The organism is Aeromonas sp. s4 (genome assembly GCF_040907855.1).
Lineage (GTDB): Bacteria > Pseudomonadota > Gammaproteobacteria > Enterobacterales > Aeromonadaceae > Aeromonas > Aeromonas caviae.
On the sequence record NZ_JBFOCP010000035.1, the window covers coordinates 24,334 to 46,369 of the forward strand.

Below are 22,036 nucleotides of genomic sequence, written 5' to 3' on the forward strand. Positions count from 1 at the left end.
TCGGGCAAGGCGGCCCGGAGGGTATCCACGGGCGGACGGCAGAAAGCGCTGGACCGGGCAACCCCCTGGGCTAGGATGGGACTGTCACCCTTTGCAACCACCGCTCTGACAGGGACACCATGGCGCAGGTTTCAGGATACCGCTTCTTCGCTCTTTCACTGCTCTTGCTGCTGGCCTTCCAGGTATGGGGGGCGCAAGGCAGGGGCAACATCACACTGGTGAGCTCCCTTGAAACCAGGGAGTCCCCCTATGGTCGCTGGCTCGACCTCATCTATCGGGATGCGTTCGCCCGCCTGGGCTATGACTTCCAGTACCAGGGCTACCCCGGGGGACGGGCTCCCCTGCTGGCAGAGCAGGGACAGGTCGATGGCGAGATCCACCGCGCCGCCAGCTACCAGCAGCAGACCCGCACCCTCCAGCGCGTGCCCGAGCCCCATTTCGCCGTCTCCTATCAGGCCTATGCCCACCAGCCCGGGATCCAGCTGCAGGGGTGGCACAGCCTGCAGGGCACCGGTTATCGGGTCGAGTTTCGCCGTGGCGCCAAGCTGCCGGAGATGATGCTGGGCAAGGTGGTGGCACCGGACCGGCTCTTTGCCATCGCCACCGCCGAGCAGGGGATGGGCAAGCTGCTCAAGGGGCGCAGTGACCTCTATGTGGAGCAGACCCTGATTGCCAGCCAGGCCCTGGCCGCCCTGACGCGCCAGGACCCGGGCTATGCCGGCATCTACTCCGCCGGGGTGATGGAGCTGGCCGATTCTTACGTCTACCTGCACGAACGGCATCAGGATCTGCTGGCCCCCCTTGCCAGCGTGATCCGGCAAATGAAGCAGGACGGCTCGGTGGCGCGCTATGAGCAGCAGGCCATGGCGGCTGGGGGCACCAGCCAACCTTAACGTCCTCTTTTTCCGCACGCCTTCCCGCGCCCTGACCATGCAGGAGACCCGGGGCGATCAATTCTGTCGCAGACTCATGGCCGCAGCGGGCACCCTGTTCGTCAACACCACGTTGACAAAAACGCCCCCTGTATCAGGGAACTCACCATATAAAACCCCATCGACCTTGTGTTCATCTGGCTTGCGGCCAAAAGGCACCATGTCCATCTGTGCATACCCCAAATCTTGCAACATCCCCCACTCCGACCGCCCCATCATTTCGATGGAGTCCCGTCATCGTTCAGGCATATCTTCCCCTCGAGGCCCGTGCCAGGGCCCGATCACAGGAGCAATACATAATGAAAAAAGCAGTAACGGTCGCCTTGCTGGCCATGATGATGGCGGCCTCGGTTCAGGCGGCAGACAAGGTGACCACGGTGCCGGTGCACTTCGCCAAAGGCGCGCACAGCGCCAAGGTTGACGGCACCTTCTCCGGTTATGACACCATCAACTACACCCTGGGCGCCAAAGAAGGCCAGACCATGACGGTCGCCATCACCGGCAGCACCAATGCCAACTTCAACGTCTTCGCGCCGGGCGCCATCCCGGGTCAGGCCGAGGCACTGGGCGGCGGCAACGTGGACACAAAATGGCAAGGCACCCTGCCCAAGTCGGGCAAGTACCTGATCCAGGTCTACCAGATGCGCGCCACCGCCCGTAAAGGCGCCAAGGTCCCCCACTCCCTGTCGGTCGGCATTCAGTAACCGACGCCAATATTGCCTGTGTGACAAGCAAGAAGGAGCCCATGAGGCTCCTTCTTTGTCATTGTATGCTGGCACTGCGACCCGGGTAACGGCTCAGCCCTTGTAGGCGGGCAGCAGGTCCACCATGTTGAGCAGGTGGAAGGCGGCGGTCAGCACGCCGAACAGGATCACCAGGACGATCATGAAGAGGCCACCGGGGGCGCGGAAGCCCTCGCCACCTTCTTCGCGCCGGGCCGACCGCACCTTCCAGGCCAGCAGAGGCGGGATGATGCAGGTCCACAGGGTCGCCACGGCGCCCGCATAGCCGATGGCCACCAGGAAGCCGAACGGGAACAGCAAGGAGAGCACCAGGGGCGGCAGGAAGGTCACCGCCCAGGACTTGGCGCGGCCACCCCGGCTGTTGTCGAACTTGAACAGATCCGCCAGGTAGTCGAACACCCCGAGCCCCACCCCGATGAAGGAGGAGAGGATGGCCGCCATGGAGAAGGCGTTGAGGGCGCTGGCCACCGCCTTGGACTCTATCACCGAACCGAGAGCCTTGAGCAGGGCATCCACGTTGCCCCCCTCCGCGATCACCGGGCCGAACTCGCTGCGGGGCAGGTTGCCAAAGACGCTCACCAGCCAGATGAGGTAAAACGCGAGCGCGATCAGGGTGCCCCCCAGAATGGCGCGGCTGGCGCGACGCTCTTCACCGTAGTAGGCGCGCATGGAGGAGACCGAATGGTGGTAGCCGAACGAGGTGAGCGCCACCGGCAGCATCACCAGGGCATAGGGGGCGTAGCTCACTTCGCTGCCCACCCGGTCGAGCAGCAGATCGAGGCGCACGTTCATCGACAGGCCCGAGATGCCGAAGGCAAAGCTCAGCCCCATCAGGATCACCAGCAACACCGAGATGCGGTCCACCGCCCGGGTGGAGTGCCACACCAGCAGGGAGAAGGCCAGGGTAAAGAGCACGGACGCCCACTGGCTGCCCATCCCCGTCATGCCGTCGATGATGAGACCGGCCGAGGTGATGTAGGCATAGAGCAGGATGCCGCCGACGAAATAAACGCTGAGATTGTTGAGGGCGTTGACCTTCTCCCCCAGCAGATCCCGGGTCACGGTATCGAAGGAGACGCGCAGGGGATAGCCCCGATAGGACTCCAGCAGCATCCAGCCGGAGACCGTCATCACCACCATGGTCAGTGCCACCGCGAGCATGGACCAGAGGGTCCAGGCGCCCGCCCCCGCACTCGGCAGCCCCAGCATGCCGGCCCCCACACAGACGCCGGCAATGATGCATGCCCCGCCCACCAACGATGGTTTCTGTTCCATTACTCCCCCAAACGGATTGTCGACTGGTCACGGCACACCGCCGTGCTTCTCCTGCGTTCGCCACTGCTGGCGCCGGGGGACTTTACCCTGCATGCCTTCGGGTATCAAATCCGGAGGGGAAATGGGGGGAAACGGGCCGGATCCTGCGCCCCATCCGTGGAATATGTTCGGGATGGGGCCAGGTTCAGCACACCAGGATCAGCCGGTGTAGACGGGCAGCAGACCCGCCATGGCCATCAGGTGGAAGATGGCGGTAAGCACCCCGAAGACGATGACGGCCACCACCATGGGCTGGCCGCCGGGGGCCTTGAACCCCGCCTCGTCCGGGGCCAGCTCCCGGGACTTTTTCGCCAGCAGGGCCGGGATGATGCAGGCCCAGACGGTCGCCGCGGCCCCGGCATAGCCGATGGCCACCACGAAGCCGAACGGGAACATCAGGGAGAGCGCCAGGGGGGGCAGGAAGGTCACCGCCCAGGATTTGGCCCGCCCCCGGCGGCTGTTGTCGAACCGGAACAGATCCGCCAGATAGTCGAACACCCCGAGCCCCACCCCGATGAAGGAGGAGAGGATGGCCGCCATGGAGAAGAGGTTGATGGCCTGGGAGACCTGCCTGGACTCGATCACCGAGGCCAGCGCCCCCAGCAGCACATCCACGTCACCCCCCTTGGCGATGACGGGGCCGAAGGCGGGACGAGGCAGGTTGCCGAAGATGCTGAGCAGCCACAGCAGATAGAGCGCCAGGGCGATCAGGGTCCCCCCCAGGATCGCCTGCCTGGCTTTCTGCTCCTCGCCGTAATAGGCGCGCATCGATGCCACCGAGTGGTGGTAGCCAAACGAGGTGAGCGCCACCGGCAACATGGCCAGGGCGTAAGGGGCGCGGCCCAGCTCCTCGGCAAAGGAGTTGAACAGCTTGGCGGTGTCGACCTTGCTGGCAAGCCCGGAGACCCCGAACACGAAGCTCAGCACCATGAAGACGATCAGGACGACCGAAATCCTGTCCACCGCCCGGGTCGAATGCCAGACGAACCAGGAGAACACCAGCACGAACAACACCGAGGCCAGCTGGCTATTGATGCCCAGCAGGCCGCCCAGGATGAGACCCGACGAGGTGATGTAGGCATAGAGCAAAATGCCGCCCACGAAATAGACGGTGAGGTTGTTGAAGAGATTGATCCTGCGACCGAGCAGATCCTTGGTCACCGAGTTGAAGGAGGCGGTCAATGCGTAGGGTTTCAGGGCTTCCAGCAGCATCCAGCCTGAAACCGTCATGACGACCATGGTAAGAATGATGGCGAGGGTTGACCAGCTGGTCCAGGCCCCGGCTCCCGCGCTCGGCAGCCCCAGCATGCCGGCACCGACACAGACGCTGGCAATGATGCAGGCCCCTCCGATGACGGACGGTGTTGATGTCATGTGTGTCACTCCAAATCTTTCACAGAGCAGTGAAAAAAAAGGGCACAGAAAAATCTGTGCCCCTGACTCGTTATGCTTCTATCAATTTTTTCTGCGTCTTGCCGGCTGACGGGTCGTTATGCTCGACCTCTTTCAGTCTGGCGGTGAAGTGACGCAGCACGGCCGGCTCGTAAATGAAGTCCAGCCCCTTCACCCGGTGGGCGTTCTTCTTCACCTCGCCGAAGGCCTCGATGACAAAGTCCATGTGGGTCTGGGTATAGGTGGCACGGGGGATGGTCAGGCGCAGCAGCTCCGCAGGGCAGGGGTGCTGCTTGCCGGTGGCGGGGTCGCGCCCCAGCAGCAGGGAACCTATCTCCACCGCGCGGATGCCGGCGACCTTGTAGAGCTCGCAGGCCAGGGCGTGGGCCGGGAACTGATCCGCCGGGATGTGGGGCAGCAACTTGCCCGCATCCACGAAGGCCGCATGGCCCCCCGCCTGCTGGCACACCACGCCGATGGCCTCCAGCCCGTCCACCAGGTACTGCACCTGGCCGATGCGATAGGCCAGCCAGTCCTGGCGCATGCCGTCCCGCAGGCCCACCGCCAGGCGCTCCATGGCGCCCCCTTCCAGGCCGCCATAGGTCGGGAAGCCCTCCTGCACCACGCACAGGGTGCGGCACTCGGTGTAGACGTCCAGCATGCTGTCATCCTTGAAGCACAGCAGCCCCCCCATCTGCACCATGGCATCCTTCTTCGCCGACATGGCGAGGCCGTCGGCGTACTTGTAGGACTCCCTGGTGATCTCCTCGATGGTCCAGTTCGCGTAGCCGGGCTCCCGCTGCTGGATGAAGTAGGCGTTCTCGGCGAAGCGGGCGGAGTCCATGATGACCGGGATGTCGTACTTTCTGGCGATCTCGTACACCGCCTTCAGGTTGGCAATGGAGACCGGCTGCCCCCCGGCGGAGTTGCAGGTGATGGTGCTGACGATGTAGGGCACGTTGGCGGGGCCCGCCTCCAGGATGGCCTCTTCCAGCTTCACCAGATCGAAGTTGCCTTTGAAGTCGGCGGTGACCGAGGTATCGAACGCCTCCCTGGTGTAGACGTTCTTCGCCACGCAGCAGTTGATCTGGGTGTGGCCCTGGGTGGTGTCGAAGAAGTAGTTGGAGAGGGCCACCATCTTCTTGCGATCCAGCCCCTTCTCCTGCTCCCGCTTCTTGATGAGCACGGGGATGTAAATCTGCTCGGCGCCGCGCCCCTGGTGAGTGGGGATGGTCAGGGAGTAGCCGAAGATCTCCTGCACCGCCTGTTGCAGGGCATAGTAGCTGCGGCTGCCGCTGTAGGCCTCGTCACCGCGCAGCATGGCGGCCTGCATGTCCTGAGTGATGGCGCCGGTGCCGCTGTCGGTCAGCAGGTCGATGAAGACGTCTTCGCTGTCCAGCAGGAAGGGGTTCATGCCCGCCCGGACAATGGCCTCTTCCCGATAGGCACGGGTGGTGCGCTTGACCGGCTCGATGACACGAATACGGAAGGGTTCGGGCAGATGCTTGAAGTTTTCCATAATATAAACACCCCAGATTTAAATATTCAAAATGAGTCTCTTCCCCCGCCGAAAATAGAATGTCCGGCAGGTGGGAAATATTGTGAAATGGGTGCACGACATCGCCTCGCCAGAATAAACAGGCGAAGACAGGTGCAGCTATTTCAGTTCAGGAATGGAGGCGGGCTCGTGGCATGGCTGGCATGCCGCGCCGCCGCGGGGAATTACAGCGGGAAGAAGAACGCGATCTTATGGTCCAGGGTAAACCACTTGGGATAGCTGACCTTGATATTCATGTTGTTGCTCATCCAATTGATATTAACAACGCCAAATAACAGCACCCATTATGGTGGGGAGCGCTATATGATCAATTGCAATATGAGCAAAGTGGGATGGCGCTAACAATTTGGCGGGGGATTTTTATACAGCTTATTATCGCCAATCCGAAAGATCCCCCCATCATCCACCTTTTGCCCTTTCCCCCCTCAGTGGCTCAGCCAGGGCAGCCGCTGCAACAACTCGTAGCGGTCAGGGATCGGTGTCTGGCTGACCCAGAGATCCAGCAAGCCGTAGGAGAGCAGCGGCAACACCAGCAGCAACAGACAGAGCAGCCCCAGCAGTTGGCGGGGGGCGAGTCGCTGCCCTTGTGTGCCAAGATGCAGGGCATCGGCCCGCTTGGGGCAGGCGGCCACGCAGCTCTGGCAGCTGGTGCACTCGAGACTGCGCACCGCGATAAGCTGGTGTACCTGGATGCGCGAGGGGCAAACCCGGCTGCACTTGTCGCAGTCGTGGCCCGCGCTTCGCAAGCAACGGGCCGGGTCACGGCGAATGCGCAGCGGGGTCAGCAGGCCGAGCAGGGCCATCCAGGCGCCATAGGGACAGAGGTAGCGACAGAACCCTTGCCGGAAGGTGGCGGTGAGCAGCAGCACCCAGCCAAGGCACAGGCCCGAGATCAGGGTCAGGTTGAAGAAGAAGGCCCCCATCTTCATGTCCGCCGCCTGATGGTAGGGGCTGGCAAGGTAGCCGGGCAGGGCGGCGGCGGGTACCGCCAGCAATATGATGAAGAGCAGAAAGCCGAGCACCAGAAACTTCTGGCCGCGCAACACGGCATCGAGCCAGCGCGGCGGGGTCCACTCCCCCGGCAACAGGCGCGAGCGCAGGCCGTGCAGCCACTCCCCCACCAACCCGAGCGGGCAGAACCAGGCACAAAACGCCCGACCCAGCAGCAGGGCCGACAGGGAAAGCACCAGCACGGTGACGGTGGCCGCCGGGTGATGGGGGTCCGTCAGCCCCTGCCCGAGCCAGGCCCGCAGCCCGAGCCCGCCGGCGATGGGCAGGAAACCGTCCACCACGTCGGGGCGCACCAGCCAGGGAACCGTCCCCCGTGCCAGCAGCCAGATATAGACCCCATATTGCACCGACACCAGCAACCAGCAGAGCAGCAGCAGATGACGCGCCCACTCCCGCAGCGGCTGACTGCCCAGCTCGTCCAGTGCGGGGAAGGGCTGGATGCGATGAAGCAGGCTGAGACTGCCGACCACCAGCCCCAGGCCAAGCCAGAGACTGACATCTGCCGCCGCCAGCCAGGCAATGACCAGCACTCCGAGGGAGAGTCGAGATGACCAGCCCGGCCCCGTTTTCAACACCAACAGGACCAGATAGACCAGTCCGGCCACCATGGTCATCGCCTCAATCACGCTCATGCATCCTCCACTGCGTACACCCGATCTGGCGGCAAGGATAACCAACATCTGAGTTGATCATTTTGATCTGCATAGGCACAGGGGGAGATTCGGGCCAGTGCCCCTGCCCGCGATTGAGCCTATGCCTTGCGGCTGTGGAACAGCGGCTGGTCGGATTCGGCCTGCTCGGCCCAGAAGTGGATGTTGAAGCGGGCATCCTCCGACAGCTCGACCCTGTGCCAGTACCGGGGTGGGCTGGTGGCAAACTCCCCGGCCCGGATCACCAGGCTCAGCTCGGGCTCTTCGGCCTGCTCATTGGCAAAGCCGTGATAGGTGACGGTCCCCTCCATCACGCAGAGCTGGCCGAACACCCCGGCCGCGGTGTTGTGGTGGGTGAGCAGGGCCTGGGGCACATTCTCGCGGGTGAAGAAGGGGGTGGAGCGACGCACCACCCAGTGAGACGGGATCAGTTGCATGGCCATATCGGTTCTCCTCGTGTGGCCGGGTCGACCCGGCCGGTGCAATGAAAGGGGTTAACGGGGCAGCTGGCGCAGCAGCGGGAAGGCGGCACTCATCTGATCCCCACCCACCACGAAGCCGCACAGCTTGCCATCTTCGCCGTGCGCCTCGGCCACCATGCCGTGGCTGTTCCAGCGGCACTGCCAGGCAAGATCCTCGCCCCGGGTGCGACCGGCCAGTTGCAGCGGGTAGCGCGGCGTCTTCACCTTCACCAACATGGGGGGCAAAGTCAGCGGGGTCGGCGTCCCGAGCAGGGTGCGCGCCAGCGCATTGGCCCCCAGCACTATGGGTTGCAGGAAGGGGAGCAGCTGGCCCTGCCACTGCACGCAATCCCCCAGCGCGAAGATATGGGGATCGCTGGTCTGCAGCCGATCGTCGACCAGAATGCCGCGCTCCACTGCCAGCCCGGCCCCACGGGCCAGGCCCAGATTGGGCCTCAGGCCGATGGCGGCGATCACCAGATCCTGCACGCTGACGCGCCCGTCGGTCAGGGTGACGCGCCAGCCATCCCCCGGCTGGGCATCCATCCTGGCGAGACCCGTCCCGAACTGCAGACTGACCCCCTGGGTGCGCAGGGCCTGTTGCAGCTGCTGGGTCAGGGTAGCAGGCAACAGGGCGCTGAGCGGGCTATCGGCCAGATCCAGCAGGGTGACCTCGCGGCCATCGCTCGCCATGTCCATCGCCAGCTCACAGCCGATGAGGCCGGCCCCCAGCACCAGGATGCGGTGGGCCTGGCGCAGTTGCGCCTCGGTGGCGGCATACTCCTGCTGGCTGTTGAGGGTGACCAGGTGTTCGCTGCCCGGCAGATCGGGGCGCGCCGCGCTCGCCCCTGTGGCCAGCACCAGCTGGCCGTAGGGGAATTCCCCCTGCTCGGTCAGCACCAACCGCCTTGCTGGGTCGATGCCATGCACCGGGCAGTGTGGCAGCAGCGCGATGCGCTGCTGCTCGGCAAAATCGCTGCCGCTCTGGCGAGTCATGGCTGCGGCAGGGCAGCCCCGACTCACCACGTGGCTCAAGTCGGGCTTGTTGTACTCGTCACCGCTGTCGGCGGTGATGAGGCGGATGGGCTGCTCGGCATCCAGCTTGCGCAGGCTCTTGACCAGCTGCTGGGCAGCGAAGCCGCTGCCGATCACCACTATCTCCCGGCTGATGCCGGCGTCACTCTGCGTTGCTGCGTTCATACACAGGCCTCCACGGCGCAGGGTTCAAATACCTCCTTGCCGATGCCGCAGCCGGGGCAAAGGAAACTGTCCGGCACCTGGGCCCAGGGGGTGCCCGGCGCCACCAGCTGATCCGGCTCGCCCAGCGCCGGGTCATAGACCCACTGGCAGACGGTGCAGAGCATGGCCTGATCATCGTCCCATTCGGCGGCGGCCGCTGCGGCTTGCGGCTCAACAGCAGGCATCGCGGGAACGGGTACCGCCGCCGCATGAGTAGCGGTGATCGGGCGGGGCGCATCCAGCGGATGCAGCGCCCACTGACGGGCGAGCTGGCGGCCATGCTCGCGGCATTCGGCCAGCGCCGAACCATCCGGGCGCCACTTGGCCTTGAGGGAGATGCTGATGTCGAAACCTGCGTCCATCAATCGGGTCTGGATCCGGTCCACCGCACCGCCGGTCCAGCCGTAGCTGCCGAAGGCCGAGGCGCGCTTGTTGCGAAAACGCAGGCCGGTGATCTCTTCGAGCATGCCCGCCACCTTGGGCATCATGACGTTGTTCATGGTGGAGGAGCCCACCAGTATCCCCTTGGAGCGGAACACCTGGGTCAGGATCTCGTTCTTGTCGTGGCGGGCCACGTTGTAGATCTTCACCGCCACGCCGGGGTCCACCTCGTGGATGCCCTGGGCGATGGCGTCGGCCATCATGCGGGTGTTGTTGGACATGGAGTCGTAGAACAAGGTGATGCGGTCTTCCTGATAGTGGTCGGCCCACTCCAGGTATTTCAGGATGATCTGGGTGGGGTCCTCGCGCCAGACGATGCCGTGGGAGGTGGCCACCATGCTCACTGGCAGGTTGAAGCCCAGCACCTCTTTGATCTTGGCGGTCACCAGGGGGCTGAAGGGGGTGAGGATGTTGGCGTAGTAGCGCTGGCACTGCTCCATCAGCTCGCTCTGATCCACCTCGTCGTTGAACAGGTGCTCGTCGCAGTAGTGCTGGCCGAAGGCGTCGTTGGAGAACAGCACCGCGTCCTCGGTCATGTAGGTCATCATGCTGTCGGGCCAGTGCAGCATGGGGGTCTCGATGAACACCAGCTGCTTGCCGTTGCCGATGTCCAGGCTGTCACCGGTCTTGACCGGGTGGAAGTTCCACTCCGGGTGGTGATGATGGCCGGTGATGGAGTCGATGGCGTTGTGGGTGCAGTAGATGGGGGTGCCGGGGATACGGGCCATCAGCTCGGTCAGGGCGCCGGCGTGATCCTCCTCGGCGTGGTTGATCACCACGTAGTCGATGGCGGCGAGATCGATCTCGGCCGCCAGGTTCTGCACGAACTCCCGGCTGAACTTGTGATCGACGGTGTCGATCAGCACGTTTTTCCCTTCGCGGATGAGGTAGCTGTTGTAGCTGGTGCCCTTGTGGGTCTTGTACTCGGTGCCGTGGAAGTCGCGTACCTCCCAGTCCCGTTGGCCGACCCAGTGGATGTTGTTCTTGACGTGAATGCTCATCAGGCAGTTCCTCGAATGCAATAGTGGATGTTCAACTGAACCAGCTATTGCAGCGGACGTGCCAAATTGTAACCCATTGTTTTTAATGGCTTCGCATATCACTCGTTGTCATTAAGACACCACACCTTTATAGTCAAAATCACAAACATACTGTCATTTGGACAATTATCGTGATCTCGACCGACAGCCTGGCGCGCATCGCCCTCGACCTGCAACTCGGCATCTCCCATCAGGACCGCTTCCACCGCCTGATCCAGAGCGTGCGCAGCCTGCTGAACTCGGATGCCTCGGCCCTGCTGCGCTACGAGGGGGGCCAGTTCATCCCGCTGGCCATCGACGGCCTGATGCAGGACGTGCTGGGGCGCCGCTTCGCCCTCAAGGATCACCCGCGCCTCGAGGCCATCGCCCGCGCCGGGGATGTGGTGCGCTTCCCTGCCGACAGCGCCCTGCCCGACCCCTATGACGGCCTGCTGCCGGATCACGACGACTTCAAGGTACACGCCTGCGTCGGCCTGCCGCTCTTCTCGGATCAGGCGCTGATCGGCGCCCTGACCATAGACGGCATGAACCCGACCCAGTTCGACGGCATCAGCGACGAGGAGCTGCGGCTGGTGGGGGCTCTGGCCGCCGCCGCCCTCGACAACGCCCTGCTGCTGGAGCGGCTCGCCCGCCAGAGCAGCGAACCCCTCGCTCCCTCCACCCAGAATGGGCCGGGCCAACCCGAGATGATTGGCCGCTCCCCCGCCATGGCCCGGTTGCGCCACGAGATAGACGTGGTGGCAAGCTCCGAGCTGAATGTGCTGATTTTGGGGGAGACCGGGGTCGGCAAGGAGCTGATCGCCAAGGCGGTGCATGGCGGCTCGCCCCGCGCCCATGCCCCCCTGGTCTACCTCAACTGCGCCGCCCTGCCCGAATCCGTGGCCGAGAGCGAGCTGTTCGGCCACGTGAAGGGGGCCTTCACCGGCGCCATCCACAATCGGGCGGGCAAGTTCGAGCTCGCGGACAAGGGCACTCTGTTTCTCGACGAGATAGGGGAGCTCTCCCTGGCGCTGCAGGCCAAGCTGCTGCGGGTGCTGCAATACGGCGATCTGCAGCGGATCGGTGACGACACCCCGCTCAAGGTGAATGTGCGCATCCTGGCGGCCACCAACCGGGATCTGAAGCAGGCGGTGGTCGAGGGGCAGTTTCGGGCCGACCTCTACCACCGGCTGAGCGTCTTCCCGATCCACGCCCCGGCACTGCGGGAACGTCCGGGCGACATTCCCCTGCTGGCCGGTTACTTTTGCGAGCGCTGCCGGCTCGGCCTGGGGCTGGAGCAGCTGCGTATCCAGCCACAGGCGCTGCAACTGCTCGAGCGCCACGACTGGCCCGGCAACGTGCGCGAGCTGGAGCACGCCATCCACCGCGCCGCCGTGCTGGCCAGGGCCGAACAGGGCAGCCCCTCGCCGACCCTGAAACCCCACCACTTCAACCTGGGACCGACGGGCTCATCCCTGCCCGCCGACACCGTCAGCCAGCCCGCCTCTCCGGCCATTGCCGGCCTGGGCCTGCGCGCCGCCACCGATCTGTTCCAGCGCCAACTCATCGAGCAGACCCTGACGGCCCATGACGGCAACTGGGCCGCCAGCGCCCGGGCGCTGGATCTGGACGGCGGCAACCTGCACCGCCTCGCCAGGCGGCTCGGTCTCAAGGCCTGACGCCCCCAGATACGAGAGGGGCCCAAAAACAGAAACCCCCTCGCTGGCGAGGGGGTTTCTTGTTCATGGCACCCGTGGCGCCGTCAGCGCAGGGACTTGACCGAGCGGCGGACGATGAGCTCGGGCTGCACCGTCATGGACTCCACTTCCAGCTCCTTGTTGCGGATCCGGCTCACCAGTTGCTGCACCGCCAGCAGGCCGAGCTCGGCCTTGGGGTGGCGGATGGTGGTGAGCGGCGGGCTGGAGAAGCGCGCCATCTCCACGTCGTCATAGCCGATCATGGAAATATCGTCCGGCACCTTGACCCCGGCCTCCCAGGCGGCGCAGATGGCACCGATGGCCATGGGATCATCGAAGGCAAAGACCGCGGTCGGGCGAGGGGTGAGGGCCAGGATGCGCTGCATGGCATCGAAGCCGCTCTGGCTCTCGTAGTCCCCTTCGAAGATCTGCTCTTCTTTCAGGGTCATCCCCTGTTCAGCCAGGGCATCGCGCACCCCGTCCAGCCGTTGCTGGGTAGTCGGCTTGGCGAGATGGCCGGTGATGCAGACGATGTTGGTGTGGCCCTGCTCCAGCAGATGGCGCACCGCCAGACGCGCGCCGATGCGGGCGTTGTCGTTGATCACGTTGGCGAAATCGCACTCGTTGCCCCAGTCCAGCACCACCTGCGGCACGTTTTTGTGGATACGCAGCATGTCCCTGAACTGGGTGTCGATATCGGTCCCCAGCACCAGCAGACCGTCGACCCGCTTCTCCATCAGCATGCGCAGATAGTGCTGCTGGCGGGGCGGCTGGTTCTCGGTGTTGCACAGGATCAGGCTGTAACCCTGCTCGAAGCAGTAGGCTTCCACCCCCTGTACCACTTCCGCGAAGAAGGGGTTGGCACTGGTGGTCACCAGCATGCCAATGGTCTTGGTCGAATTGATCTTGAGACTGCGCGCCACCGAGTTGGGCGCGTAGTTCAGCTCTGCCACCGCCTCAAGCACTTTCTGGGTTGCGTCTTCGCTGACCCGACGGGTGTGATTGAGTACATGTGAGACGGTGGAGATGGATACGCCTGCGCGCGAGGCGACATCCTTGATAGTTGCCATCTCTGTCTCCTGAATAACAAAGGCGGAACAGTAGCAGATTTCCCGAATAAAGGCTTGGTTTTAACGGGCGCTGCCAGTGAATTATCAATGCTGGCTAATCTATGCGGTCATTTCTTTTTGCGCAAACGGATTTTGGTCAAAATGAGAGCGGACGCAGAATGAAATATCGTCAGTTTTTTACTCTGGAAATTGTCACCATGACAATTTGTTATCTGTATGTTGCACCACCTTAACGACATTAAAATCCAGTAAACAGCAATAAACTGCGTGTTAGTTTCACAAAACCCCTCTCGCGCCTGCTCCGGTTAGTATCTTTAACATCTTGTTATTGCCCGGCGAGGAATGATAGAACCTTATCTATCGCCGGGCTGGCGGGACACAGGCTCGGAATGACGTGCATAAAATGAAACAATTCACTGATTAAGGGACGAATCAATGCATAACTTCAGCAAAATGGCAGTCAGAGCAGCGGTTTCTTTGGCTCTGTTTGGATCAGTTTCCATGGCCAATGCGGCCGATACCATCAAGATCGGCATTGCCGGCCCCCTGACCGGCCCGGTCGCCCAGTACGGTGACATGCAGTTCACCGGCGGCAAGATGGCGGTCGAGCAGATCAACAAGGCGGGCGGCATTAAGGGCAAGCAGATCGAAGCCGTCATCTATGACGATGCCTGCGATCCCAAACAGGCCGTGGCCATCGCCAACAAGGTGATCAACGACGGCGTCAAGTTCGTGGTCGGCCACCTCTGCTCCGACAACACCCTGCCCGCCTCCGACATCTATGAAGATGAAGGGGTCCTGATGGTCACCCCCGCCTCCACCAACCCCAAGATCACCGAGCGCGGTTACCAGCTGACCCTGCGTACCATCGGTCTGGACAGCGACCAGGGCCCGACCGCCGCCAAGTACATCATCGAGCAGGTCAAACCCCAGCGCGTGGCCGTCATCCACGACAAGAAACAGTACGGTGAAGGCATCGCCTCCAGCGTGAAAGCCGCGCTGGACAAGGCCGGCGTCAAGGTCGTTGCCTATGAGGGCATCACCGCCGGCGACAAGGACTTCTCCGCCCTGATCGCCAAGCTGCAAAAAGAGAACGTCGACTTCGTCTACTACGGCGGCTACCACCCCGAGCTGGGTCTGATCCTGCGCCAGGCTGGCGAGAAGGGTCTGAAGGCCAAGTTCATGGGTCCGGAAGGCGTGGGCAACAAGGACATCTCCGCCATCGGCGGCCCGGCTTCCGAAGGCCTGCTGGTGACCCTGCCGAACAAATATGACCTGGTGCCGGCCAACGCCCCCATCGTAGAAGCGTTCAAGGCCAAGGGTCAGGACTCCTCCGGTCCGTTCGTCTGGACCACCTATGCCGCCATGCAGGCCCTGGCGGCCGGTATCGCCAAGGCGGGCGAGGATGATCCGGCTGCCGTCGCTGCCGCCATCAAGGCCGCACCGATCGACACCGTGATGGGCCCCCTGACCTGGGCACCGAACGGTGACCTGAAAGGCTTTGAATTCGGTGTGTTCCAGTGGCACGCCGACGGTACCTCCACTCAACTCAAATAATCTGCCGGTCGGGGTGACATGAGTCACCCCTCCTTTCTTTGCGGGCAAGTACACAGGGAACGCGGTATGTCCGAACACCTTCTTTATCTGGTTCAGCAGTTGCTGAACGGATTGACCATAGGCAGCACCTATGCGTTGATCGCCATCGGCTACACCATGGTCTACGGCATCATCGGCATGATCAACTTCGCCCACGGCGAGGTCTACATGATCGGCTCCTATGTCGCCTTCATGGTGATGGCCGGGCTCATGATGATGGGCATCGACAGCACCGTGCTGCTGCTGGGGGGCGCCTTCCTGGTCAGCATCATCATCACCGGCAGCTATGGCTGGTCCATAGAGCGGGTGGCTTATCGTCCGCTGCGGGGCGGCAACCGCCTGATCCCCCTCATCTCCGCCATCGGCATGTCGATCTTCCTGCAGAACATGATGCGGATGGCCCAGGGCTCGCGTGACATCGCCATGCCCACTCTGATCTCCGGGGGCTGGACCCTCGGCGGCGAGGATGGCTTCCAGGCCAGCCTCTCCTACATGCAGCTCATCATCTTCGTGGTGACCTTCGTCACCATGCTGGCGTTGACCCAGTTCATCGGCCGCTCCCGCATGGGGCGTGCCTGCCGAGCCTGTTCCGAAGACATCAAGATGGCCAACCTGTTAGGGATAGACACCCACGTGGTCATCTCCATCACCTTCGTGCTGGGGGCCGCCCTGGCCGCCGTCGCGGGGGTGCTGCTCGGCATGTACTACGGTGTCATCAACCCCTATCTCGGCTTCATGGCGGGCTTGAAGGCCTTCACCGCCGCGGTATTGGGCGGCATCGGCAGCATTCCCGGTGCCGTACTGGGCGGCCTGCTGCTCGGCGTGGTGGAAGCGCTCACCGCGGGCTATCTCAGCACCGAGTACAAGGATGTGATGGCGTTCGCCCTGCTCATCTTCGTGTTGCTCTTCATGCCCACCGGCATCCTGGGTCGTCCGGAGGTCGAGAAGGTATGAAAAACCAATCTATGCATGCCCTCGTGCTGCTGTTCATGACCATCACTGGCATTCTCGGCCGTCCGGAAGTGGAGAAAGTCTGATGAAACGTCAATTTATCCATGCCTGCATCGCCAGCCTGGTGCTGCTGGTGCTCTCCTTCTGGCTGCTCGGCTTCAAGCTGGAGACCGATGGCTCCCGCCTGCTGGTGGTGAGCCGCCTCGATGTATCGCTGGCCTGGCTGCTGGGGGGCGCCACCATCGTTTTCTGGTTCCAGATGCTGCGCGGCCAGATAAGCCGGCTGTTCCAGGCCTCCATCAGCGGCTTCTCCGTCGGCTTCACCAAGCTGGTGCTGCCAAGCCCCGAAGAGGCCCCCAAGCTCTATAACCTCACCGCCGTGCTGGTGCTGCTGTTTGCGGTGAGCTGGCCCTTCATGGCCTCTCGCGGCGCCATCGATCTGGCCACCCTCACCCTGATTTACATCATGCTGGGGCTGGGACTGAACGTGGTGGTGGGCCTCGCCGGTCTGCTCGACCTCGGCTATGTCGGCTTCTATGCGGTCGGCGCCTACAGCTACGCCCTGCTCAACACCTACTTCGGTCTGAGCTTCTGGGAGTGTCTGCCCATCGCAGGTCTGCTGGCGGCCACCTTCGGCTTCCTGCTCGGGTTCCCGGTGCTGCGGCTGCGGGGGGACTACCTGGCCATCGTCACCCTGGGCTTTGGCGAGATCATCCGCATCCTGCTCAACAACATGACCACCCTGACCGGCGGTCCGAACGGGATCTCCGGCATTCCGAAACCGACCCTGGGGGGGCTCGAGTTCAACCGCACCGTCAAGGATGGGGGCTTTGGCACCTTCCACGACTTCTTCGGCATCGCCTACAACGCCAACCACAAGGTGATCTTCCTCTACCTGATGGCCCTGGTGCTGGTAGTGGCGACCCTGTTCGTCATCAACCGCCTGCTGCGCATGCCGCTCGGCCGTGCCTGGGAGGCGCTGCGGGAAGACGAGATCGCCTGCAAGTCCCTGGGGCTCAACCCCACCATCATCAAGCTGACCGCCTTCACCATAGGCGCCTGCTTCGCGGGCTTTGCCGGCAGCTTCTTCGCCTCGCGCCAGGGCTTCATCAGCCCCGAATCCTTCGTCTTCATCGAGTCGGCCATCGTTCTTGCGATTGTGGTGCTGGGGGGCATGGGATCCCAGATCGGGGTGGTGCTGGCGGCCATCGTGATGACGGTGCTGCCGGAGCTCGCCCGCGAGTTCAACGAATATCGCATGCTGATGTTCGGTCTCTTGATGGTATTCATGATGATCTGGCGGCCGCAGGGACTGCTGCCCATGAGTCGACCCCATATGGAGCTGCGTAAATGAGCAACAATCAACCATTGTTGGATGTCTCAGATCTGTCGATGCGCTTTGGCGGCCTGCTCGCGGTCAACGGCGTCAAGCTGGATGTGGAAAAGGGGGAGGTGATCTCCATCATCGGCCCCAACGGGGCGGGCAAGACCACCATCTTCAACTGCCTGACCGGCTTCTATCGCCCGAGTGGCGGTGTCATTCGCTACAAGGGTGAGGAGATCCAGGGGTTGCCCGGCCACCTCATCGCCCGCAAGGGCATAGTGCGGACTTTCCAGCACGTGCGCCTGTTCAAGGAGATGACGGCGGTGGAAAACCTGCTGGTGGCCCAGCACAGGCATCTCAATACCGGCTTCATCGCCGGCCTGTTCAAGACCCCCTCCTTCCGCCGCGCCGAGAAAGAGGGGCTGGAGCAGTCCGCCTTCTGGCTGGAAAAGGTGGGCCTCAAGGATCTCGCCAACCGCGCCGCGGGCAACCTGGCTTACGGCCAGCAGCGCCGCCTCGAGATCGCCCGCTGCATGGCGACCCGGCCCGAGCTGCTGATGCTGGATGAACCGGCCGCAGGCCTCAACCCCAAGGAGACCGACGAGCTCAACGAGCTCATCTCCAACCTGAGGGACGAGTTCGGGGTCTCGGTGTTGCTGATCGAGCACGACATGAAGCTGGTGATGGAGATCTCCAACCGCATCTTCGTGGTCAACCAGGGCACCCCGCTGGCCCACGGCAAACCGGACGAAATCCGCAGCAATCCGGCGGTGATCAAGGCCTATCTGGGCGAGTCGTAAGGACAAAAAGATGTTAGAACTTCGCAACGTATCGACCCACTACGGCAAAATTCAGGCGCTGCACGACGTCAGCGTCGAGGTGAAAGAGGGGGAAATCGTCACCCTGATCGGCGCCAACGGCGCCGGCAAGACCACTCTGCTGATGACCCTGTGTGGCGAGCCCAAGCCCAGCAGCGGTTCCATCTGGTTCGAGGGGGAGCAGATAGACTCTCTCACCACCGCCCGCATCATGCGCAAGGACATCGCCGTGGTGCCGGAGGGGCGCCGCATCTTCGCCCGCCTCACGGTGGAGGAGAACCTGCTGATGGGGGCCTTCTTCGTCGACAAGGCGGAGCAGCGCGGCCTGCTGGATCAGATTTTTACCCTGTTCCCCCGCCTGCACGAGCGGCTGGAGCAGCGGGCAGGCACCATGTCCGGCGGCGAGCAGCAGATGCTGGCCATCGGCCGCGCCCTGATGAGCAAGCCGCGCCTGCTGCTGCTGGATGAACCCTCCCTGGGACTCGCGCCCATCGTCATCCAGCAGATCTTCGACACCATAGAGCAACTGCGCCAGAAGGGGATGACCATCTTCCTGGTGGAGCAGAACGCGAACCAGGCGCTCAAGCTGGCGGATCGCGGCTATGTGCTGGAGAACGGCCGGGTGGTGCTGCAAGACACGGGAGAGGCCCTGCTGGCCAACCCCGCCGTCCGCCAGGCCTATCTCGGCGGCTGAGGATGCAGCAACCATCGTCACCCTTCCCCTGCCGCGCTCCCCGAGCCCGGCAGGGGAACAGCCCCCCGCCGAGGAGCACATTGTGAGCCGTGCGCGGGCGACGCAGGATCAGCACCACTTCTGGCACGATCCCGCCCTGCCCTTCATCGAGGCGCGGGCGGTGCAGGATGGCCGGCGCGTCTGCTATGACAAGCACAGCCACCCCCACTTCTCCATCGGTGCCATCACCGGCGGCCACAGCCACTACCTCAACCAGCGCAGCCTGCAAGAGGTCGGCCGCGGCAGCCTGGTGCTGATGAACCCGGAAGAGGTGCACGCCTGCAATCCCGTCGCTGACCAGCCCTGGTCCTATCTGATGTTCTACATCGACAACCTCTGGTTGCAGCGCCAGCAGGAGGAGGCCGGGCTCGGCAACGCGTTTCGCCCCTTCGACATGACCGCAAGCCGGGATCCCCTGCTCTACCAGGGGCTCTGCCGGCTTCATCGGCAACTGGTGGAGGAGCCGGATCCCCTGGCTCGCGAAGTGGCCTGCCACCTCTTCAGCCGCCAGCTTCTGGCCAGGCTCACCCCGGCCAAGTGGGATGACCGCCCTCCCCGGCACCTGCAGCGAGCCGCCGAGCTGATGCAGGACGAGAGTGCCTGCGCCCTCACCCTGGCACAGCTGAGTGCGGTGGCCGGGCTTACCCCTTCCCACTTCGTGCGCGCCTTCAGCCGCCACTACGGCATGACGCCCCACGCCTACCTGCTCGATCAGCGCATTCGCCACGCCCGCACCCTGCTGCGCCAGGGGCAGCCCCTGGCGGAAGTGGCCCTTGCCAGCGGTTTTGCCGATCAGGCCCACTTCCAGCGCCAGTTCAAACGCCGGGTGGCCGCCACCCCGGGCCAGTACAGAGCGCAGCTCGTCCCTCAGGACGAGCGCACCAGATAGGCGGCGCTGAGCAGCAGCAAGAGCGCCATGGCCCGGTTGAACCAGCGCAATCGGCGAGGAGAGACCAGCCACCCCTGCAATCGGCTGCCCGCATAGGCCCAGCAGGCGATGGAGCCGAGGCAGATCACCAGATAGATGCCGGTAAAGAGGGCGATCTGGCTCATGCCGCCCGCGATCCCATAGGCTCCCATCCCCATGCTGGCGGCGAGCCAGGCCTTGGGATTGAGCCACTGCATCAAGGCCCCGTACCAGAAGGCGGGGGGCACGCCCTCCACTTCCTCCACCTCGCCGCTGTCCACCAGCAACTGCCAGGCCATCCAGCCGAGAAAGAGCACGCCGCCCCAGTGAATGGCCCCCAGCGCCACAGGCCAGCGGGACAGGGCGCCGCCAAGACCCAGCCCCATCAGCAGGAGCAGCAGGATGAAGCCGAGGGTGGCCCCCACCACGTGGCGCAGGCTGGCCGTGAAACCGTACCGGGCGCCGGAGCCAAGAGCGACCAGATTGACCGGCCCCGGGGAGATGGACATGGCCAGGGCAAACCCGGCCATGGATAACAGCAGACTGAATTCCATGGATGATGCTCGTTCAATTGAGGGAAGCCCGAGCCTACCCGGCCCGGGCGGCCCGATATTGAAGAAAATTGCGATCCCCTGGATGCCGCCCCCATCGCACACTTAGCGCAAACCGCCGCTTGCGGTAAACTGCCCTTCAACCCTCCATTTTCAGGACATCTCAATGGACCAGTTTGCCCATATCAGCGCCCATGATGCCCACCAGAAGCTGAGCGCAGGCGAAGCCCGTCTCGTGGACATTCGCGATCCCCAATCCTTCGAGACGGCCCACGCAGTCGGCGCCTTCCACCTTACCAACGGCACCCTGGTTCGCTTTATGAACGAGGTGGACTTCGATACCCCTGTCATCGTGATGTGCTATCACGGCAACAGCAGCCAGGGGGCGGCCCAGTACCTGCTGCAACAAGGCTATGACGAGGTCTATAGCCTAGATGGCGGTTTCGAGGCCTGGCGCAAGGAGTTCCCCATCCAGGCGGGGGACGCATGACAGAGGCGGGTCGTTCCTCCTCGACCGGCATGATCCAGCTGCTGGTGCTGGGCGACGCCCGCATGGCCCAGGCGCTGGTGGATTATCTCGCTACCCTGGGCATTCCGTGCGAGCTGACCCAGTCCGAGCTCGGCGTCTCGGTCTGGCTGGCGGACGAACGGCGCCTCGCCCAGGCCCAGCAGGAGGTCAAACGCTTCCTGAGCGAACCCAATCACCCCCGCTACATGGAGGCCTCCTGGCAATCCGGCCATGCCGATGCCCGGATCGACTACAGCAAGGGGATGACGGATCCGGTCACCGATTTCCTCCACCAGGCGGGCCCCCTGACCCTGGTGGTCATCATCGCCTGCCTGGCCATCTACGCTCTGGATGCCATCGGCCTGCCCATCTTCGACGAGCTCGCCTTCCATCCCACCCTGGCCCAGTTCACCGATTGGCAGGCCTGGCGCTACGTCACCCCGGCCTTCATCCACTTCTCGGTGCTGCACCTGGTGTTCAACCTGTTGTGGTGGTGGTATCTCGGTGGCCAGATCGAGCAGCGCCTCGGCAGCGGCAAGCTGTTCATCCTGCTTATCGTCGGGGCTGCCCTGCCCAATATCGCCGAGTTCTTTGTCAGCGGCCCGCGCTTTGGCGGCCTCTCCGGGGTGGTCTATGCCCTGCTCGGCTACAGCTGGCTGCGAACCAGGCTGCAACCGGATTGCGGCCTTGCCATGCCGCCAGCCCTGATGGGCTTCATGCTGGTCTGGCTGGTGCTCGGCTTCCTGGACATGCTCGGCACCCCCACCGCCAACATGGCCCATTTGGTCGGCCTGCTGGTCGGTCTTGCCCAAGGCTGGCTGGACAGGCACCACAGGCCGGGGTGAGGCCTGGTTGCCGGCAACGGCTCGGCAACCAAAGCGACCACCAACATGGCTCACCTGGCGGGCCTGCTGATCGGCCTTGCCCAAGGCTGGCTGGACAGGCGCCATCGGCCAGGGTGAGGCCTGGTTGTCGGCAACTGCTCGGTAACCAAAGCGACCACCAACATGGCTCACCTGGCGGGTCTGCTGGTCGGCCTTGCCCAAGGCTGGCTGGACAGGCATCACAGGCCAGCCTGAGCCGATTTGCCATAAAAAAAACGCCGCCCCAAGGGGCGGCGT

At 63.6% G+C, this 22,036-nt stretch carries 22 protein-coding genes; 11 read left to right on the plus strand and 11 right to left on the minus strand.

Annotated elements, in window-relative coordinates; translation table 11 throughout:
- Positions 1 to 119 precede the first annotated feature (119 nt).
- Positions 120 to 893, plus strand: coding sequence for a hypothetical protein (locus AB5Y89_RS11305; protein WP_368223790.1), 774 nt, complete (start codon positions 120 to 122; stop codon positions 891 to 893).
- A gap of 57 nt (positions 894 to 950) precedes the next feature.
- Here AB5Y89_RS11305 and AB5Y89_RS11310 read toward each other — a convergent pair whose 3' ends face one another.
- On the minus strand, positions 951 to 1,127 hold the full coding sequence (locus AB5Y89_RS11310) for a hypothetical protein (RefSeq protein ID WP_368223791.1): 177 nt from the start codon (positions 1,125 to 1,127) through the stop codon (positions 951 to 953).
- A 104-nt stretch (positions 1,128 to 1,231) separates the two neighbouring features.
- On the opposite strand from AB5Y89_RS11310, the gene AB5Y89_RS11315 reads away from it, so the two are divergent.
- Positions 1,232 to 1,636 carry a g-type lysozyme inhibitor gene (locus AB5Y89_RS11315; RefSeq protein ID WP_368223792.1) on the plus strand — a complete coding sequence of 135 codons (405 nt, stop codon included), beginning with the start codon at positions 1,232 to 1,234 and terminating at the stop codon, positions 1,634 to 1,636.
- A 93-nt stretch (positions 1,637 to 1,729) separates the two neighbouring features.
- Here the strand turns inward: AB5Y89_RS11315 and AB5Y89_RS11320 are convergent, their stop codons facing one another.
- From AB5Y89_RS11320 to norV, 8 genes are all read right to left on the minus strand, one after another.
- Positions 1,730 to 2,950 (minus strand): aromatic amino acid transporter, encoded by a 1,221-nt coding sequence (locus tag AB5Y89_RS11320; RefSeq protein WP_368223794.1) that lies wholly within the window; start codon positions 2,948 to 2,950, stop codon positions 1,730 to 1,732.
- A 198-nt stretch (positions 2,951 to 3,148) separates the two neighbouring features.
- Positions 3,149 to 4,363 (minus strand): aromatic amino acid transporter, encoded by a 1,215-nt coding sequence (locus AB5Y89_RS11325; protein ID WP_045522579.1) that lies wholly within the window; start codon positions 4,361 to 4,363, stop codon positions 3,149 to 3,151.
- Positions 4,364 to 4,433: 70 nt separating this feature from the next.
- The gene (gene tnaA / locus AB5Y89_RS11330; protein WP_010672391.1) at positions 4,434 to 5,900 is read right to left on the minus strand and encodes a tryptophanase; all 1,467 of its coding nucleotides are present in this window, start codon (positions 5,898 to 5,900) and stop codon (positions 4,434 to 4,436) included.
- A 203-nt stretch (positions 5,901 to 6,103) separates the two neighbouring features.
- Positions 6,104 to 6,187, minus strand: a complete 84-nt coding sequence (tnaC, locus tag AB5Y89_RS11335) for a tryptophanase leader peptide (protein ID WP_069652909.1) — start codon at positions 6,185 to 6,187, stop codon at positions 6,104 to 6,106.
- Positions 6,188 to 6,364: 177 nt separating this feature from the next.
- Positions 6,365 to 7,582 (minus strand): 4Fe-4S binding protein, encoded by a 1,218-nt coding sequence (locus AB5Y89_RS11340; RefSeq protein WP_368223796.1) that lies wholly within the window; start codon positions 7,580 to 7,582, stop codon positions 6,365 to 6,367.
- A gap of 119 nt (positions 7,583 to 7,701) precedes the next feature.
- Entirely contained in the window at positions 7,702 to 8,043 is a 342-nt protein-coding gene (locus AB5Y89_RS11345; protein ID WP_319918720.1) for a DUF1971 domain-containing protein, read from the minus strand.
- Positions 8,044 to 8,094: 51 nt separating this feature from the next.
- On the minus strand, positions 8,095 to 9,261 hold the full coding sequence (gene norW / locus AB5Y89_RS11350) for an NADH:flavorubredoxin reductase NorW (protein WP_368223797.1): 1,167 nt from the start codon (positions 9,259 to 9,261) through the stop codon (positions 8,095 to 8,097).
- Positions 9,258 to 10,742, minus strand: coding sequence for an anaerobic nitric oxide reductase flavorubredoxin (gene norV, locus AB5Y89_RS11355; protein WP_368223799.1), 1,485 nt, complete (start codon positions 10,740 to 10,742; stop codon positions 9,258 to 9,260). Before norV ends, norW begins: the two co-directional genes overlap by 4 nt.
- 170 nt (positions 10,743 to 10,912) lie before the next feature.
- Here norV and norR point away from each other — a divergent pair, with 170 nt between their 5' ends.
- Positions 10,913 to 12,439, plus strand: a complete 1,527-nt coding sequence (gene norR, locus AB5Y89_RS11360) for a nitric oxide reductase transcriptional regulator NorR (protein WP_069784339.1) — start codon at positions 10,913 to 10,915, stop codon at positions 12,437 to 12,439.
- An 83-nt stretch (positions 12,440 to 12,522) separates the two neighbouring features.
- Here the strand turns inward: norR and AB5Y89_RS11365 are convergent, their stop codons facing one another.
- On the minus strand, positions 12,523 to 13,527 hold the full coding sequence (locus tag AB5Y89_RS11365; RefSeq protein WP_010672385.1) for a substrate-binding domain-containing protein: 1,005 nt from the start codon (positions 13,525 to 13,527) through the stop codon (positions 12,523 to 12,525).
- Between the two features lie 435 nt (positions 13,528 to 13,962).
- Between AB5Y89_RS11365 and AB5Y89_RS11370 the strand changes: the two genes are divergently transcribed.
- The 6 genes from AB5Y89_RS11370 to AB5Y89_RS11395 all read left to right on the plus strand — a co-directional run bounded on the left by AB5Y89_RS11370 (position 13,963) and on the right by AB5Y89_RS11395 (position 19,838).
- A complete protein-coding gene (locus AB5Y89_RS11370; protein ID WP_039041003.1) occupies positions 13,963 to 15,084 on the plus strand; it encodes a branched-chain amino acid ABC transporter substrate-binding protein in 1,122 nt (373 codons plus the stop codon).
- Between the two features lie 66 nt (positions 15,085 to 15,150).
- Positions 15,151 to 16,077 (plus strand): high-affinity branched-chain amino acid ABC transporter permease LivH, encoded by a 927-nt coding sequence (gene livH, locus AB5Y89_RS11375; RefSeq protein ID WP_010672383.1) that lies wholly within the window; start codon positions 15,151 to 15,153, stop codon positions 16,075 to 16,077.
- A gap of 82 nt (positions 16,078 to 16,159) precedes the next feature.
- Positions 16,160 to 17,428: a high-affinity branched-chain amino acid ABC transporter permease LivM gene (locus tag AB5Y89_RS11380; protein WP_039041002.1), complete on the plus strand. Its 1,269-nt coding sequence runs from the start codon at positions 16,160 to 16,162 to the stop codon at positions 17,426 to 17,428.
- A complete protein-coding gene (livG, locus tag AB5Y89_RS11385; RefSeq protein WP_010672381.1) occupies positions 17,425 to 18,198 on the plus strand; it encodes a high-affinity branched-chain amino acid ABC transporter ATP-binding protein LivG in 774 nt (257 codons plus the stop codon). Before AB5Y89_RS11380 ends, livG begins: the two co-directional genes overlap by 4 nt.
- A 10-nt stretch (positions 18,199 to 18,208) precedes the next feature.
- Positions 18,209 to 18,910 (plus strand): ABC transporter ATP-binding protein, encoded by a 702-nt coding sequence (locus AB5Y89_RS11390; RefSeq protein ID WP_010672380.1) that lies wholly within the window; start codon positions 18,209 to 18,211, stop codon positions 18,908 to 18,910.
- 82 nt (positions 18,911 to 18,992) lie between these two features.
- Entirely contained in the window at positions 18,993 to 19,838 is an 846-nt protein-coding gene (locus tag AB5Y89_RS11395; protein ID WP_134997275.1) for an AraC family transcriptional regulator, read from the plus strand.
- Here the strand turns inward: AB5Y89_RS11395 and AB5Y89_RS11400 are convergent.
- Positions 19,817 to 20,410: a LysE family translocator gene (locus AB5Y89_RS11400; RefSeq protein ID WP_223924999.1), complete on the minus strand. Its 594-nt coding sequence runs from the start codon at positions 20,408 to 20,410 to the stop codon at positions 19,817 to 19,819. The two genes, AB5Y89_RS11395 and AB5Y89_RS11400, sit on opposite strands and share 22 nt — an antisense overlap.
- A gap of 163 nt (positions 20,411 to 20,573) precedes the next feature.
- On the opposite strand from AB5Y89_RS11400, the gene glpE reads away from it, so the two are divergent.
- Positions 20,574 to 20,897: a thiosulfate sulfurtransferase GlpE gene (glpE, locus tag AB5Y89_RS11405; RefSeq protein WP_244812984.1), complete on the plus strand. Its 324-nt coding sequence runs from the start codon at positions 20,574 to 20,576 to the stop codon at positions 20,895 to 20,897.
- Positions 20,898 to 20,926: 29 nt separating this feature from the next.
- Entirely contained in the window at positions 20,927 to 21,760 is an 834-nt protein-coding gene (gene glpG / locus AB5Y89_RS11410) for a rhomboid family intramembrane serine protease GlpG (RefSeq protein ID WP_029313427.1), read from the plus strand.
- Positions 21,761 to 22,036: the final 276 nt, after the last annotated feature.

Coding starts and splice junctions, on each gene's coding strand:
- glpG (WP_029313427.1), top strand. CDS start 20,927: ATGATCCAGCTGCTGGTGCTGGGCGACGCCCGCATGGCCCAGGCGCTG.
- livG (WP_010672381.1), top strand. CDS start 17,425: ATGAGCAACAATCAACCATTGTTGGATGTCTCAGATCTGTCGATGCGC.
- AB5Y89_RS11390 (WP_010672380.1), top strand. CDS start 18,209: ATGTTAGAACTTCGCAACGTATCGACCCACTACGGCAAAATTCAGGCG.
- norW (WP_368223797.1), bottom strand. CDS start 9,261: ATGAACGCAGCAACGCAGAGTGACGCCGGCATCAGCCGGGAGATAGTG.
- AB5Y89_RS11320 (WP_368223794.1), bottom strand. CDS start 2,950: ATGGAACAGAAACCATCGTTGGTGGGCGGGGCATGCATCATTGCCGGC.
- tnaC (WP_069652909.1), bottom strand. CDS start 6,187: ATGAGCAACAACATGAATATCAAGGTCAGCTATCCCAAGTGGTTTACC.
- glpE (WP_244812984.1), top strand. CDS start 20,574: ATGGACCAGTTTGCCCATATCAGCGCCCATGATGCCCACCAGAAGCTG.
- norV (WP_368223799.1), bottom strand. CDS start 10,742: ATGAGCATTCACGTCAAGAACAACATCCACTGGGTCGGCCAACGGGAC.
- AB5Y89_RS11315 (WP_368223792.1), top strand. CDS start 1,232: ATGAAAAAAGCAGTAACGGTCGCCTTGCTGGCCATGATGATGGCGGCC.
- livH (WP_010672383.1), top strand. CDS start 15,151: ATGTCCGAACACCTTCTTTATCTGGTTCAGCAGTTGCTGAACGGATTG.
- AB5Y89_RS11345 (WP_319918720.1), bottom strand. CDS start 8,043: ATGGCCATGCAACTGATCCCGTCTCACTGGGTGGTGCGTCGCTCCACC.
- AB5Y89_RS11370 (WP_039041003.1), top strand. CDS start 13,963: ATGCATAACTTCAGCAAAATGGCAGTCAGAGCAGCGGTTTCTTTGGCT.
- AB5Y89_RS11340 (WP_368223796.1), bottom strand. CDS start 7,582: ATGAGCGTGATTGAGGCGATGACCATGGTGGCCGGACTGGTCTATCTG.
- AB5Y89_RS11310 (WP_368223791.1), bottom strand. CDS start 1,127: ATGTTGCAAGATTTGGGGTATGCACAGATGGACATGGTGCCTTTTGGC.
- tnaA (WP_010672391.1), bottom strand. CDS start 5,900: ATGGAAAACTTCAAGCATCTGCCCGAACCCTTCCGTATTCGTGTCATC.
- AB5Y89_RS11400 (WP_223924999.1), bottom strand. CDS start 20,410: ATGGAATTCAGTCTGCTGTTATCCATGGCCGGGTTTGCCCTGGCCATG.
- AB5Y89_RS11305 (WP_368223790.1), top strand. CDS start 120: ATGGCGCAGGTTTCAGGATACCGCTTCTTCGCTCTTTCACTGCTCTTG.
- AB5Y89_RS11325 (WP_045522579.1), bottom strand. CDS start 4,363: ATGACATCAACACCGTCCGTCATCGGAGGGGCCTGCATCATTGCCAGC.
- AB5Y89_RS11365 (WP_010672385.1), bottom strand. CDS start 13,527: ATGGCAACTATCAAGGATGTCGCCTCGCGCGCAGGCGTATCCATCTCC.
- AB5Y89_RS11380 (WP_039041002.1), top strand. CDS start 16,160: ATGAAACGTCAATTTATCCATGCCTGCATCGCCAGCCTGGTGCTGCTG.